The sequence below is a fragment of the Clostridium acidisoli DSM 12555 genome (genome assembly GCF_900176305.1).
Classification (GTDB): domain Bacteria; phylum Bacillota; class Clostridia; order Clostridiales; family Clostridiaceae; genus Clostridium_I; species Clostridium_I acidisoli.
Genome location: NZ_FWXH01000005.1, coordinates 105,296 through 120,054, shown reverse-complemented (window position 1 = coordinate 120,054; position 14,759 = coordinate 105,296). Strand labels below are relative to the sequence as shown.

The window sequence follows — 14,759 nt, the reverse complement described above, 5'->3', positions numbered from 1 at the left end:
CCTTCCATTCATTACTTCCATCCACTTATTTCATATTGTATAACGTTTTCTTTTGATATTAAAGTTATCGGAACAATTACATCTTTTTTTACCTTTTTTCCTTTTAAAATATCATAAGCTTTCTCAGCAGCTATATATCCTATTTTATTGGGAAACTGAGCAGAAGTGGCAGTCATAAATCCATTATGAATCATTGTCTTAGCTTCAGGCGAGCCATCCACTCCAAATACCATAACCTTGCCTAATAATCCATTTTCTTTAAGTGCTGCTAGTGCGCCAAGAGCACTTGGATCATTTAATGCCATAATTGTATCTACCTCTTGATGTTTTTTAATCAAATTGTTCACTAGAGGCATAGCTTTATCTAATTGTCCTTCACTATCACCTTCAGCAACTATTTTGTATTGTTTATTGCTGCCAATAGTATCTACAAATCCCTTAATCCTATCAATACCAGATTTTGCTTCAGAATGTTCAATTAGCATAATATTAGCTTTGGACTTCACTTTCATAAGGTACTTTGCACATTGAACTCCGGCATCGTAATTATCAGATATTACTGTACAGGAAACTAGCTTATTATCATAAACAGGTGTATCAACAACAATAACAGGTATTCCTGCCTTTTTAGCCGCCATTAATGCTGGCTTTATCTGTTTCCAATCCACAGGATTTATAAAAATAGCTTTAACCTTTAATTTAATAAACTCATAAATCTGCTGCGTTTGCTTTTCCTTATCTAAGGCTGCATCCCTTGTTACTAATATATCTCCATTGCTCTCTACAACCGAACGTATTTCATCGTTAATTATTTCATAAAATCTATTATTCGTTGTCATATAGGTGGCTCCAAACCTTTTCCTATTTTCTATTTGTCTTGCAGAGTAGTCTTCACCATTTTTTTCAAACATTTTTAAGTTAATTAAAATAAAGCCAACAATAAAAATTAACAATATTGCTATTAATATTTTTTTATAGTTTTTGTTCATTAACACATCCCACTCTTTTCCTATGGTAACCCACATAAACTTATTTAAATTCTATCACAATGTCTTTATTATACATAATTCTATTTATACTTTGTTATTTCTAAATATGACTCACATCATGTTTCATCCCTCAATTTATATTTTATCTATTAAATATAATCTATACATAATAAAAGTCTAACAAAATAACTCTTTATAGTAAATATGTTTCATAGATAAAATATAACTATTTAATCTATGAAACCATTGAACTAAAAATTAGTTAGCTAGCGCCTGAAATCACCAACATGAAATTCTCTAAAATTCCTAGAAATTCATAGCAAACAAACGAATATTTTTAATAATAGTCATTACAGCTGATTATGTGTAAAATAATTGCTTTTTAGCATATTTGATTAAAACTTTAAAGTCATATACTTCAGAATCACCGTGTTTGGATATTCAAATACCTTTATTAAATAATCCATTGATTGCACCGCTACTCCTTTATTTTAATAATCAGAAATCACATCGAATCTAAAAATATTATAAGCTCCATTGTGAATGTGTAGAGGAGTCGCATTATCCAATTCATATCTTTTTCTAGAATCATATGAAACTGTGAAATTTGCGTTGCCCTTGTCTACTGGTCAAGATATTTCACTGATACTGATGCCTCAATTTTATAATTCATTTTCAGTCGCCGTTGGATAGAGTTTAAAAAATGTCTTTAGAAATTCGTTGATTTGTCCTATAATATCAACATCCACGTTCCATTATCTTCTTTTGCATTTGGCTCATAGTTTGATTTTAAAGGTACGCTGCAAATTGTATCAACATTTAAAGTTTGCAATTCCTCTATAATATATTTTTTAATTGCTTCATTTCTACTATCAATTGAAACTTGCGACGGTTGCCATGTATAACAATCTTTTGCAAAATTCCTCACAAAATTTTCTATCTTATGGGATCGCCAGCCTGTGCTTCTGATAGTTGACTTCCAATGCCGACCACTCCAACCTCTGACAAAATCAAATTAGGCAAAGTAATAATATATGGAGCAAGATAGACCATCAATAAAGTCATAATATATGCTTCCAATACATTTTAGTACAGAAAGTACTGGCGTAAGAAAAGAGTTCAATCCATATATCGCCAATGTACAAATAAACTGCACAACTGACAATAATCGCATTTAGATATTAAACAATAATTATTTGATTAACTTTCATATGATATTAAATAAGCATTTTGGAAAGAGGATAAAATATATACTTCGCATTAAATCTCTAAACTACAATAATATCAAATGATAGATTTTTATTCTTCTTCATATTCTGCTTCCTCCTTGTACAATTTTTTTATTTCTTTTAGTATGCTTGTCTTATGCCGATAAATTGTACTGCGTACAAGATTCATTAGTTTTCCAATTTCTAGATCTGACATATCCATAAAGTATGATAGTAATATAATATTTCTTTTCTTATCTGGTAGCACTTTTAGAATTTCACTTAACTTCTCATCCATTATTTGTATTTCCATTCCAAGAACATTAAATGCCGTATACTCACTAGGGTATTTGTCTATGTTATAAAAGTTCTCCAATTCTACTTCCAATGCCTTTTCAAAAGAAGATGATTGCATAAATTCACCCCTTTTCCGTCACTAAGTGGTTGAGGGCTTTCCTCTCTCCCCTTTCCGCAACGTAACTTCCAAAAAAGCACATAATCAGACTGCTTAATCTGTTTATGTGCTTTTGATTTAATTATGTTTTCAATATGTTGCCAAAATCCCAATTTATAATATTTTTTATTTACCGCACAGCAGTATGTTTTTATCGACAATACATAATAAGATTTATAAAACACATACTTTTTATTAAGTCATATATTATAATTTGGCAAAATATTTAATTGTTCTAACCATTTGGCTTGTATACGAATTTTCATTATCATACCATGCCACAACCTTCACTAAGGACTTTCCATCAGAAAGTGAAGTAACCTTTGTTTGCGTAGCATCAAATAATGAACCATATGTTATGCCAATTATATCTGAGGAAACTAATTGTTCTTCTGTATATCCAAAAGAATCGGAAACTGCCTCTTTCATTGCAGTATTTATATCATCTTTCTCTACAATTTTATTTACCACAGCTACTAATTCAGTGATAGATCCGGCTGGAACAGGAACTCTTTGAGATACGCCGTCTAATTTTCCTTCTAATCCAGGAATCACCAACCCTATTGCTTTAGCTGCACCAGTTGAAGTTGGAACGATATTTAAAGCCGCTGCACGTGCTCTTCGTAAGTTACCCTTTGCATGTGGGCCATCTAGGGTCATTTGGTCGCCTGTATAAGCATGAATTGTTGTCATGGATCCTTTTTCAATTGAAGCCAACTTATCAAGTACATTAACCATTAAAGCTAAACAGTTTGTTGTACAAGAAGCTGCTGAAATGACCGTGTCGTTCTTTGTCAAAATATTTTCATTTACTCCATAAACAATTGTGGGTAAATCATTTCCTGCTGGAGCAGAGATAACTACTTTTTTAGCTCCTGCTGCAATATGAGCCGTTGCTTTTTCTTTTGACGTAAAAAAGCCTGTGCATTCTAAAACTACATCTACATCAAGTTTTCTCCAAGGGAGATTTTTAGGATCCTTTTGAGCGTAAATTTCAATTTTCTTTCCCGCTACTACAATAGAACTTTCTTTCGCTTCTACTTTATCAGCTAAAGCATAGCGTCCCTGTGCAGAATCATATTTTAATAAATGGGCCAACATTTCGGGACTTGTCAAATCATTAATTGCTACTACCTCATATCCCTCTGCGGATAACATTTGTCTAAAAGCAAGTCTACCAATGCGTCCAAAACCATTAATTGCAACCTTTACTACCATAATTTATTTTCCTCCTTGTATAATCTAGTTGTAACATTTGATAGAGAACTATTTCTAACCAACATTACACTTTTTTTTATTTAAATTCCCAAAGGAATCTAACCAAATTAACATGAAATTCAAAAAGCATAAGTTTGTTATGCCTTTTTTCCAAAAAATCACTTAACTATTATTAGCTAATCTTATTAATGTTCTCTAAACTTTTCAAATTTTTACGCAGACTTACTTGTGAGAAAGAATATATAACTATAGCCAACCATATAAAACCAAAAGCTATCATATCAATAGTTGTAAATCCTTCATTATACATAAATATTCCAATAAGCAAAACTATAGTTGGACAAATATACTGTGTAAAACCAATTAATGATAAAGGAATTCTTTTAGCGCCACTTGCAAAAAGTAGCAAAGGAACGGCAGTAGCTACTCCAGATCCCATAAGTAAAAAGATTATCGATGCCCCTTGCGTATTAAATGCACCAACTCCGCTAATATTTCTTAATCCTATATATATTAACGCAAAAGGAGTAATCATAGCTACTTCAAGCGTTATCCCTACTGTAGGACTTACACTTACAGACTTCTTAATTGCACCATATAGTGCAAAGGAAACAGCTAAACTTAAAGAAATCCATGGGATTTTACCATATTGAATAGCTTTTATCAAAACTCCAACCAATGCAACGATAAGTGCTGTACCTGTCAAAAAATTCACTTTTTCCTTAAAAATTATAATTCCCAATAGTACTGCCAATAAGGGATTAATATAATATCCAAGACTTGCCTCTATAATTTTATTTGAATTAATAGCCCATATATATACCCCATAATTAATAGTGATCATAATTGATGCAATAAAAATATATAACATTTGTCTTTTATCTTTAATTATATGCTTAAATTCATCCCATTGTTTAGTTACTGTAATAACTATGCACATAAATACTAATGACCATACAATTCTATGAGCTAAAACTTCCATTGGAAATACATTGTCTAACAGCTTCCAGTATATCGGTAAAATTCCCCATACTAAATATGCAGCAATTGCATATATCACGCCTGCTGTATTTCGATTATTCATTTATTTTCCTCCCCCTCTATCTTTGTTTTCACTTAGAAATTATCTAGCCATAATGGAACATAATAGTGCTCCAATAAAGCCGATAATCCACAAAGCATATTTACGTTCTTTAAACCATGTGTCGTTTATTATCTTCAACTCCTTTTGTTATGTTTAAAAAGATATCGAACGGTATCTTTTTAAACATAATAACACAATTATGAAAAAAGTTCAACTTTATATTCATATTTTTTGTGTTATGGACATTTTTTATTATATCTAATTACAGAAGCGGCTTCGTGAATTAAAAGGCCAAGTTCGCTGAAGAAATAACCCCTGTTTTGTAATAACTATATAATTATTAGGAGGTATGCTATAATAAATTAAATAAAAAATAAACTGTGCAATGAGGATGAAGCTACTAATAATTACATTCCTTGGAGGATATTATGACTAAAGGAGAAAACACACGCAAGTATATCATTAAGAAATCTGCTGAACTTTTTAATCAGCGAGGCTACGCAGGATCTTCACTCTCCGATATTACTGAAGTAACTGGAATCAAGAGGGGAGGGATTTATCGTCACTTTGCATGTAAGGATGAGATTGCGCTTGAGGCCTATGATTATGCAGTAGGAATTGTTAATGAAAAATTTACCGAAGCCGCAAAAGAACAACAATCAGCTATTGGTAAGATTATGTCCTTATTCAAAGTCTATGAGCAAGTTGTGGAACATCCTCCCTTTATCGGAGGATGTCCTGTATTAAACACGGCCGTTGAAAGTGATGATACTCACCCTGAATTACGAAAGAAAGCCCAACAAAGTATCGAAAGGATGCTACAATATATTAAGGGAATTCTATATGAAGGTATCCAGAACGGCGAGTTAAAGCCCAATCTTGATACTGATTCTCTTGCTACTTTCATTTTTTCCGTCTTAGAAGGTGGCATAATGCTAAGTAAACTTGAGGGAAATAATCGGCATATGCAATTTAATATTGAATGTTTATCCAAGTATTTAGAACAATTTTCATTCCAATCATCTTAGTTCTTTTCTTCTAAGCCGCTACATTAGTGAATATGAATCATAACCATTAGACTGTGGTTTGTTCAGCCCTGCAATGGTCTGTTACTGTCTGGGCTGAAAGCCCTCCGAACTTGAAATAACCTATGTATAATTTTACATAAAGAAAAAATACTTATTGTAAGTCATTTCATATTAATTATATGCGCAATTTTAGTAAAGTTCGCATTTATTTATGGTACGGTTCTCCGTATCGGTTGCAAGGGATGCTCACCTTCTTTGGCAATCCTTGCATGGATGGTACTATATCCCTTAGCTCCTGTACACTTCCAAAAAAGACTGCTCAAAAAATCACCTTCAAACCGACATTATTCGGTGCTGTTTCAAAAAAGTCTACGCACAGTTTTTCCATAAAAATCATGGCTTTCTTTACCACTTTCATAACTAATCTTTTTTGTAATTGCAAAAAACTCTAATCAATATTACTTCTCTTTATTTCCCTTAAAACCTATGTCCTTTCCCTTGCGAATATCTTTCCTTATATTCTATTTTTTCTTATGAATTTAAACTTGTTGGATTAATGATTGAGTCTTGCCTGACCCTTGTTAAAATCCCTCTAACCCCCTTCTAATTAATAGCTACAGCCTGCTCCTAATTCGAATTCGTTTTCAACTTTGATGTTTCATTGCCTAATTCCTCACTCAAAGGGTATCCAGCTTCTTTTGTAAAAACAGCAGCATGAATGAGTGCCTTTTTTTCTTCCATATCAAATAGCAGGGTGCTTTGATAAAATTATTCAGTATCCACAGAATTGCCAGCATATTATCGTTTTTAGCCATAATGTATATTGGACTCTTAACATTATTAATTATGCTAAAAAAATCAAGCCACCAAATATAGTGAAGATACTATTGTCCTCCTTTTTCATTTAAGTGAACAATTTGCGACGTACCAATAACATCACCACATGAATTCAATGCATTCACTTGGAAATATGGTGCACATGAATTGACATAAATATCTGTCTCAAATCCAGTACGAGGTGTGCTATCTACAATTACTGACAACCTATTAGGTTTTAGCCCAACTAATACCTGCCAAGCTATGGTTTCAGTTGAACCATTCCATGATGCATAAACAATCACCGAATTTTCACGAAATGCCTCTAAAGCAATATTAGGTTTATAAAGTGGTAGACCTACCCATTTATTCTTAAAGGCCCTATAAGATAAATTTTGATTAGGAAATTGCATATCATATAAAAAATTTAATGAAGGATCTCTTTCAGTATTACCAGCATTTGCAAATTCAGAAACATATGGTTCCTGCCCCCACCCAACTAATTGATTTCCATTAGATAATTCTTGAAGATTTCCCTGATTTGGAACATATAACATTGGGTCATGATAATAGGCCCGATCTACCTTTGCAGACATGTTTTGAAAATCCAACTTAAGTATTAAGCCATGTGCTTTGCTCTCAGGTGGAGAGCTTGCAGAAGCACAACAGCCATCATCGAACAAACTTATCCTTTTTCCTTGTCTATAACGGGCATCGTGCTGCCAAGAAAATTTAGCTTTTGGACATAAAGTAAAATCACTTTGTTTTCCACCAAGTTGCCAAATTATATTCCCTGTTTTTTTATCAATATTATAAATAGCCCACATGTTACGCATTCTAATTAGTAGTGTATTATTTGATCCCTCTTCAACTGAATTTACGTGGAAACAGTCCCAAATATTATTAGAACTAGTTGCAGATGATGCAGAAATCATTGAGTCTGCCGGATCAACATGATTAAGTGCACTCCAAAAGAAAATCAACTTGCCGGTCTCAAGATCAACTTCTTGAATAGAATAATTATCAAAGTATCCATCTGCTGGTCCTCCATAGGGTGTTAGATCTGCTGGAACTTGTTTCACCGCAGTAAACAAAGCAGTATTTCGATTTGTAATAGTAAACTCGTGCACATCAGCCGTATATCCTTTTTGAGCAATAAGCTTCTTAATAATTTTATAATTCTGATTTATAATTTGAAAATAAGCGCCAGGTTCAGGATCACCCGCTGGAAGATTAGGATTTGCAGACTGAGTTCCTGATATGGTTCCCTGCCACATGGTAAGAACTGGCTTACCTTTATAAAATTGAACCCTAAAGTCCGAATTCTGTATATATCTATTACTAAGAGGTCTAAACCAGATTGGGTTGCCAGCTTGATCCATAATTAGTGCACCTGTTTGACCAATCATAGTTGCCTCATACAGAGTATATGGTGAAACAAATATTAGGTCAGGAGCTGTTCCACCTTTGTTCATATTAATGGTAACCTTCATAGGATGCAAGTCATGGGCCGAAACAAAGTTCCACACCTTTGAATAATTATTTGTACATTTTTGTAATGACTCTTCTAATTTGAAATTATCCATTTGAATTATCATCCCCCGTCATATAAAATAACTATTAGAAATTAGTTTTTATAGAATCTGATTAATAATTACTATTTGTAACTTACACATTGTGCTGACAATGCCCCACGTATAATGGCTCTCTCTAGCACTATTGCAGCAGCTGTACCAACTACCGTAACAGCAGCATCGCCTGTCAGTTTACTAGGCTCAGAACCTAGGGCAAGACAGAATACTGTGTCACCATCCCATTGGGTATGAACTGGTGATATAGCTCTAGCCATTCCATCTTGGGCAAGTGTTGCCACACGGCTAGCCTCTGCTTTATTTAAACGTTCAGTGGTAGCTATTACAGCGATTGTGGTGTTTCTAGTCTGGTTAAAAAGCGGTGATGGTACACCATCTAACATCGCTCGGGTTTGATTTACAAAGGTTCCATTAGAACGTAACGCTCCTACGATGATATTCCCTTGATCCCATACATCTCCAAGTGGATTGACCACTGCTAGTGCAGCTACTATAGGTCCATTAGGAATACGAAGAGATGCAGTACCTAGTCCACCTTTCATCGGCCTACCATAGAATTTTCCTATAGTTGCTCCTGCTCCAGCACCCACATTTCCTTCCTCTATTTTACCAGCATTCGCAGCTTGGCAAGCGGCATATCCAAGATCTGCATTAGGCGGCATTGATCCCTTAGCAAAGACAAGATCGAAAATAACTGCTGTTGGTACTATAGGTACTAAGTCAATACCATGATCAAAGAGCCAACGTGTTACCCCACTCGCTGCTGCTAGCCCAAAATTACTACCGCCTGTAAGGAGAATAGCCTTTACAGGTTCCTCTTTACTACCCGGGCGAATGCTATCTGTCTGCTGAGTTCCAGGGTTTCCTCCAACTACAGATACACCAGGCACCGCACCATTAGGACAGAGAATCACTGTACATCCTGTACGTCCACTTTTATCCTCAGCATTTCCAACTAATATACCAGCTACATCAGTAAGTCCCCCCATATTTGTAGTTTTTAATTCTTGAATTTTTTTATTATTCAATTATCTCACCTTTATCTTTTAAACTTTTAAAATATGATTATCACCAAAAATTTGCTGAATACGATGTTGAACTTTTACAAGCGCCATTGTATTATAAATTTTTATTAACACAATACATCCTGCTAGCTTTAGTTCCTTGAAATGTTTATACATCTATTTATCTTTAATTTGTATATTAATTAAAGATTGGTAATATATATTATATGTTTACAAAAGCATTTTGTTCCAATAAATATAAGAATACTAAGTGATAAAAATGATTTGTAATAAAATTAATCAAAATAATAAAAAACCAAATAATTATGGAATTACAAATGGAGCTATTATCATGATCTTATCGAGCAACTAAAAAAGCCTATTTAAAAAATAGGCTTGAAAGTAGGATAAAACATTTTAGCAAATACAAACTATTGATTATAGATGAAATAGGATACTTGCTAATTGGTGAACAAGAAGCTAAGATGTTTTTTCAACTAATTGATAGACGATATGAGCAAAAAAGTACAATAATCACCAGTAACATTAATTTGTCAGATTTGAGTCAAATATTTGTGGATAATATGATAGCTAGCGCTATTCTGGATAGGTTACCATTCTAGTATTGTAAATATATTAGGAAATTCTTATAGAACAGCTTCTGCTCTTTCTAAAATTTCTAATAAAGATAACTGGTATAATTGTACATAATAATATTGACATTAATACATCAATCTAGATATTATACCTACTTACCACTCAACTTAACTCATTATTAATTAATGTAATCTCACCAATAAATTTATTTACCTATTTTCCCCATTGTTATCATGTATAAAAACTTAAAGATTCTATCTTCATCACCCTTTTCAACAATTGAAAAGTTTTGTCTTTCATCTACACCATACAAAACTCAATTTCCATCTTCAAAGTAACAACCCGTCGAAAAAGGTATATTTGTTTTTCGTCCAATAACAATATTTAGCTTTTCTAAATTTATACCTAACACTTTTATTTTATTAACTGATTCTTCTGGATTATCAATATCAAAATCTTTTATAGTATCAATTGCATCTTTATAATATGTCTCATTAAATTGATCGCCATTTCTTGCATACTCATCTTCAATATAACAAATAGAACGTTCATTTTGTGTATAATGATATCCATTTTCCCTGTCACCTCATTATATACATCCTTTGCAGTGTCTTTATTTAATTCTGGCAAATCCAGCCAATCAATATCTGGCCATTCTCCCCAATTAGATTTTTCATCATTTTTAATTACTCTTACATCATTTGAAACATTAAAATTAACTTTCTGTTCTGGGGTTAACTTATGAAAGTTAGCTATCATAATATCAATCTTATCTGCATTAGATAACATTTCATTACACCAAATATTTTCTCTCAAATATTTATTGAAATTATCTTGTGATTCTTTTCCTATACCTTCAAATGAATCACAAACATATTTTTTTAACTTAGGATTTAAACTAATTTCAGGATTACTTCCCCCCTTAGTGTCACCTTTTATGGCTTCTTGGAGGAACATACTGATTTACAAATATTAACCCCTAATTCTTTTTTTAGTGCTTAATATTCTTCAACTGGTCATCCAAGAGATTACTCTCTTGCCACGATATATATAGTACTTCACAGCTTATATCTCCTCTCCTAATCTACTTTATTACTATTGTTTTTGTTTCCCTGTGATTGGTGATTTTGGCTAACAGTAGAGACATGTTTCTTTAAAACAATATCATACGCCTTGATATACCAATCTACATCTGCACCTTGAAAAGTGCCATTAGCAACAGTATCTGCCACAGGATTTATTCTTTCAACTTCTGCATTGTAGTCAAACTCTTTTAAAGATACATTTGCAGGAATACTAACTTGAATCATTCTTCCTTGCCCTATTGACTTTAAATCGTAAGTACGCTCCTTTATTTCATCTGATACCGTACCATCTTCATTTTGTAAATGCACCTCACGTCTTAAAGCAGAAAACTTTAAATTTCCAAATGTGGCCTCTTTATCAATAACAAACCCATTTGCTACTCTCATATAAATTTACCTTCCTTTCCTTATGCTTCTACCATATCATCTGCATGAAGAATATAATTTGTAAATCCACGAGTTCCAATCTTATAACCTTCTGCGGTAATTCGTGGATTTATAAGCTTTACTCTTTTTTCAACTTCAAAATACTTTTTGCCTGCTTCAAGTGGAAGAATAACAACAATATCATCTGCTCTTGAATATCTGAATATAAATTGTAGCTTCGTGATAAAATTGTACTACGTCCATTTAACCTTCTCTGTTCAACATTACCTTCACCAGCATGTTCTAAATTTCTGAATGTATTTTCCATGTTTGGGATTCATATTTTCATTTCATATTTTTACCTTTCTTCTTTTCATATTTAAAATAAACAATTTACTTCTGATTTTTTTCTATTCTGCCACATAAAAATACAGTTATTTAGGTAGATATAAATTAAACAGACTAGGAAAAATTTTATTAGTTTTTAATGGTGGTGAACGTACCTCATATTTTCGTTGTATACAAACGACTGCCTTTCTAATTTTTCCCATAGAAAATAGACCACATCATGGATATAAGCGCCATATTGTGATCTTTTATACTTTTTTAATATTATAACAAAGCATCTAATTTTACTTATAATTGTATTTTAAATTTATTTGACTCATCATAATGAATTTTTCATTAAGTTTTATAATTATTAAACAACACTATTTTTTGCTTCATATAATGCAACATCATCATCTTTAATTAAATTATCAATTTGACTTGTCAATTGAGGATATGATGATATTCTGATTGAAATTGTAATTTTTATAACCTTATTATCTGAAATGCAAAAATCATTATTTTCAACATTCTTCCTTAATCTTTCTGCAATTTTAAAAGCCTTAGACTTCGAACAATCTAATAATATTACAGAAAACTCTTCTCCTCCCATTCTAGATACCACATCATAAGTTCTACATGCATCAATAAAAATCTGTGCTAAACCTTTTAAATTAATAAAATTAGAAAGTCCTCCTTTTATTGTATATTCTGCTAATAAGTCTACACATAGTTTTGGCTAAAACTCATACCGTACATACTCATATTCACATGGATTACCAGCTGCTATATATATAGCCCCATCTTCAGGTACCATAATGAATGATGCAAGAGTTTTTGATGATATTGGAACCTTATGATCAATGTGTCGACATATGGAATATGGATTTTGGTCGTGATCAACCAATATTTTCTTAACAATTTCAATATTTATGTGCCCATAATGCTTATCTATTAGGCTACGAATTCTGTCTAAACGATGGTAGCTGTCTGGCTGTAATTGTGGAGCCGTGTCTTCTTCCTTAAAACGTTCTGTGAGATAATGATTGGAGTGCAACATTATATCCCTTTCAGGGTATATAATTTCAAAGTCGTTATGAATACTCTCAATACCTAACATCTGGCCGTTTATATCGGCTAAATGATAGTAACCAAGGCCACGGGCAACTTGTTTAAGTATATCCATAGCATCGTGGATACTTTTCTCCCTCATCACTCTAGGAAGATAGCAGCCCACTGGAATATTAGATAAATAATTTTTACCTATAGTAGCATTTGCGCACATTCCGATTCCAGCAGACGAAAATATAAATTCACTGGAATTTGAAAAACTTAATACGAATTGTTGAAGGCCATTGGCATGATGAATTTTTAATAAATCTATTGGTGCTTCAGGAAGAAAATCTATGTTTTGTCCCAGAATAGTTTTCCCATCTTGTGTTGCTTTTCCTGTTGCTGCAAATGAAGTACATAATCCTGAAAGCCCTGAAACATTATTATACTGGAAAGTAAGCTCATTAAAGCACTTTTGCGTAAATATTTCTTCCAGACTAAGCCCAGTGGCATCAGCCTGTCCCCTCATTATTTCAACCAGATAGGGATCAAACTTTTGAACGGCATTGAAAAACTTCATAGCATTAGAAATGACCTCTTCCTTTGATGCTTGATAATAAATCATCATACTATTAAAAATGTTTTCCGAAACCTTTAGGATACTCTCTTGGCATCCTTCTCCCCACTGTTGGCCGATTTCATAAGGAGTGCCTTGGCACTCAATGATTTTAAACTCTTTCGCATTCTTCATTATATTCTCTCCTTTTCAGATCTTAATTTCACCACTTTTAAGTATTCTGTGGTTTACCAATACTAATTTCAATATTATAATTACTTTAGCAAAAATAAATTAACCTATTGCAATATATTATCCTAATTTTAAATGCGGAAATAATTTTAATGCATTATCATGGTAGATAGCACGACGCTGTTCATTATTAAGCAAATTGGTTTTATCTAAAGCATCAGCTAATATAATACATCCAAACTTTGATGTATAAGGATAATCGCTTCCATATAATAAATGTTCAACGTTAACAATTTGTAAAAGATCAGCTAATTGTCTAGGAAGACAAACTCCAGCTACATCATAATATAAATTTTTTAAAGCATCATAGATATCTATCCTATCTGCCTCTCCTTTTATATTCTCACCAAATGAGTCTGGTGTCATTTGAATTGCAGAAGCAATCCTATCAGCAAGTATTGGCAAAAAAGCGCCAGCATGAGGAATGATGAATTTAATATCAGGAAATTTCTTTAATGTCCCTTTTAATATCATATTAATTACAGTACGAGTTGTATCAAAGAAAAATTCCATCATAGGAATAGGCAAACCTTCAACAACATTTTCAGGAACATTACTAGGTTTATTTGGATGAAGAACAACCACGGCTTTGTGCCTGTTTAACTCTTCAAATACAAGATCCAAACAAGGATTTCCTAAATAGACTCCTTGCGTATTAGTAGGTAAAGCAAAACCATCAACATGCAAAATATCCTTTGTATATTGAATTTCTTCTATACTATCTTCCACATTAGGCAGTGGTAAAGAGGCAAGCAGACCAAATCGACCAGGATACTTTTTTACAAGTTCTGCTCCATCTTCATTTACTTTTCTAGCTAAGATTTTAGCAGCATTTCTATCCCCAAAATTAATATGAGGAGATGATATTGATAGCATTGATCTAGATATACCTAGCTGCTGCATTGTTTTTAGATGCACTTCTGGATCCCATTTGGGGGTTGGGAATCCATCTGGATTTTTTTCTCCACTATTTAATAATGCATCTTTATAAGCTTGTGGCAGATAATGTGCATGCATATCAATTTTAAGTATACCATTTCCTTTATAATTTTTTATTAAATTTTCTACGTTATTTTCCATACTTTCCACCTTATATTTACAAGTTTTATATTTGAGAAATAATATAAAAG

At 32.6% G+C, this 14,759-nt stretch carries 15 protein-coding genes and 1 pseudogene; 2 read left to right on the top strand and 14 right to left on the bottom strand.

Annotated features, from left to right (window positions below; all coding sequences use genetic code 11):
• Positions 1 to 11 precede the first annotated feature (11 nt).
• From B8978_RS09355 to rarD, 6 genes are all read right to left on the bottom strand, one after another.
• Entirely contained in the window at positions 12 to 989 is a 978-nt protein-coding gene (locus tag B8978_RS09355) for a sugar ABC transporter substrate-binding protein (protein ID WP_084115493.1), read from the bottom strand.
• A 730-nt stretch (positions 990 to 1,719) separates the two neighbouring features.
• Positions 1,720 to 1,917, bottom strand: a complete 198-nt coding sequence (locus B8978_RS19495) for a conjugal transfer protein (protein WP_242950530.1) — start codon at positions 1,915 to 1,917, stop codon at positions 1,720 to 1,722.
• An 8-nt stretch (positions 1,918 to 1,925) separates the two neighbouring features.
• A complete protein-coding gene (locus B8978_RS20415) occupies positions 1,926 to 2,054 on the bottom strand; it encodes a hypothetical protein (RefSeq protein ID WP_278326919.1) in 129 nt (42 codons plus the stop codon).
• Positions 2,055 to 2,288: 234 nt separating this feature from the next.
• On the bottom strand, positions 2,289 to 2,612 hold the full coding sequence (locus tag B8978_RS09345; protein WP_084115492.1) for a sigma factor-like helix-turn-helix DNA-binding protein: 324 nt from the start codon (positions 2,610 to 2,612) through the stop codon (positions 2,289 to 2,291).
• A 246-nt stretch (positions 2,613 to 2,858) separates the two neighbouring features.
• Positions 2,859 to 3,869 (bottom strand): type I glyceraldehyde-3-phosphate dehydrogenase, encoded by a 1,011-nt coding sequence (gene gap, locus B8978_RS09340; RefSeq protein ID WP_084115491.1) that lies wholly within the window; start codon positions 3,867 to 3,869, stop codon positions 2,859 to 2,861.
• Positions 3,870 to 4,041: 172 nt separating this feature from the next.
• Positions 4,042 to 4,953: an EamA family transporter RarD gene (gene rarD / locus B8978_RS09335; protein ID WP_084115490.1), complete on the bottom strand. Its 912-nt coding sequence runs from the start codon at positions 4,951 to 4,953 to the stop codon at positions 4,042 to 4,044.
• Between the two features lie 428 nt (positions 4,954 to 5,381).
• Here rarD and B8978_RS09330 point away from each other — a divergent pair, with 428 nt between their 5' ends.
• Positions 5,382 to 5,981, top strand: coding sequence for a TetR/AcrR family transcriptional regulator (locus tag B8978_RS09330; protein WP_084115489.1), 600 nt, complete (start codon positions 5,382 to 5,384; stop codon positions 5,979 to 5,981).
• 884 nt (positions 5,982 to 6,865) lie between these two features.
• On the opposite strand, the gene B8978_RS09320 is transcribed toward B8978_RS09330, so the two are convergent.
• Together B8978_RS09320 and B8978_RS09315 are read right to left on the bottom strand one after the other, a co-directional pair.
• Entirely contained in the window at positions 6,866 to 8,383 is a 1,518-nt protein-coding gene (locus tag B8978_RS09320) for an arylsulfotransferase family protein (protein ID WP_084115488.1), read from the bottom strand.
• A 71-nt stretch (positions 8,384 to 8,454) separates the two neighbouring features.
• Positions 8,455 to 9,417: a P1 family peptidase gene (locus B8978_RS09315; protein ID WP_242950529.1), complete on the bottom strand. Its 963-nt coding sequence runs from the start codon at positions 9,415 to 9,417 to the stop codon at positions 8,455 to 8,457.
• Positions 9,418 to 9,827: 410 nt separating this feature from the next.
• Between B8978_RS09315 and B8978_RS20410 the strand changes: the two genes are divergently transcribed.
• Positions 9,828 to 10,016, top strand: a complete 189-nt coding sequence (locus B8978_RS20410) for an ATP-binding protein (RefSeq protein ID WP_278326918.1) — start codon at positions 9,828 to 9,830, stop codon at positions 10,014 to 10,016.
• Positions 10,017 to 10,449: 433 nt separating this feature from the next.
• On the opposite strand, the gene B8978_RS09300 is transcribed toward B8978_RS20410, so the two are convergent.
• The 6 genes and pseudogenes from B8978_RS09300 to B8978_RS09275 form a co-directional block, all read right to left on the bottom strand.
• Positions 10,450 to 10,947 (bottom strand): hypothetical protein, encoded by a 498-nt coding sequence (locus tag B8978_RS09300; RefSeq protein ID WP_084115486.1) that lies wholly within the window; start codon positions 10,945 to 10,947, stop codon positions 10,450 to 10,452.
• 122 nt (positions 10,948 to 11,069) lie between these two features.
• Positions 11,070 to 11,462 carry a YdcP family protein gene (locus tag B8978_RS09295; protein WP_084115474.1) on the bottom strand — a complete coding sequence of 131 codons (393 nt, stop codon included), beginning with the start codon at positions 11,460 to 11,462 and terminating at the stop codon, positions 11,070 to 11,072.
• A gap of 20 nt (positions 11,463 to 11,482) precedes the next feature.
• Positions 11,483 to 11,769, bottom strand: a pseudogene (locus B8978_RS09290) (YdcP family protein).
• Between the two features lie 372 nt (positions 11,770 to 12,141).
• Complete coding sequence (locus B8978_RS09285) at positions 12,142 to 12,447, bottom strand: GGDEF domain-containing protein (RefSeq protein ID WP_423236717.1); 306 nt, start codon at positions 12,445 to 12,447, stop codon at positions 12,142 to 12,144.
• A 60-nt stretch (positions 12,448 to 12,507) separates the two neighbouring features.
• Positions 12,508 to 13,572, bottom strand: coding sequence for a C45 family autoproteolytic acyltransferase/hydrolase (locus tag B8978_RS09280; protein WP_084115473.1), 1,065 nt, complete (start codon positions 13,570 to 13,572; stop codon positions 12,508 to 12,510).
• A 117-nt stretch (positions 13,573 to 13,689) separates the two neighbouring features.
• The gene (locus B8978_RS09275) at positions 13,690 to 14,709 is read right to left on the bottom strand and encodes an amidohydrolase family protein (RefSeq protein WP_084115472.1); all 1,020 of its coding nucleotides are present in this window, start codon (positions 14,707 to 14,709) and stop codon (positions 13,690 to 13,692) included.
• Positions 14,710 to 14,759 lie beyond the last annotated feature (50 nt).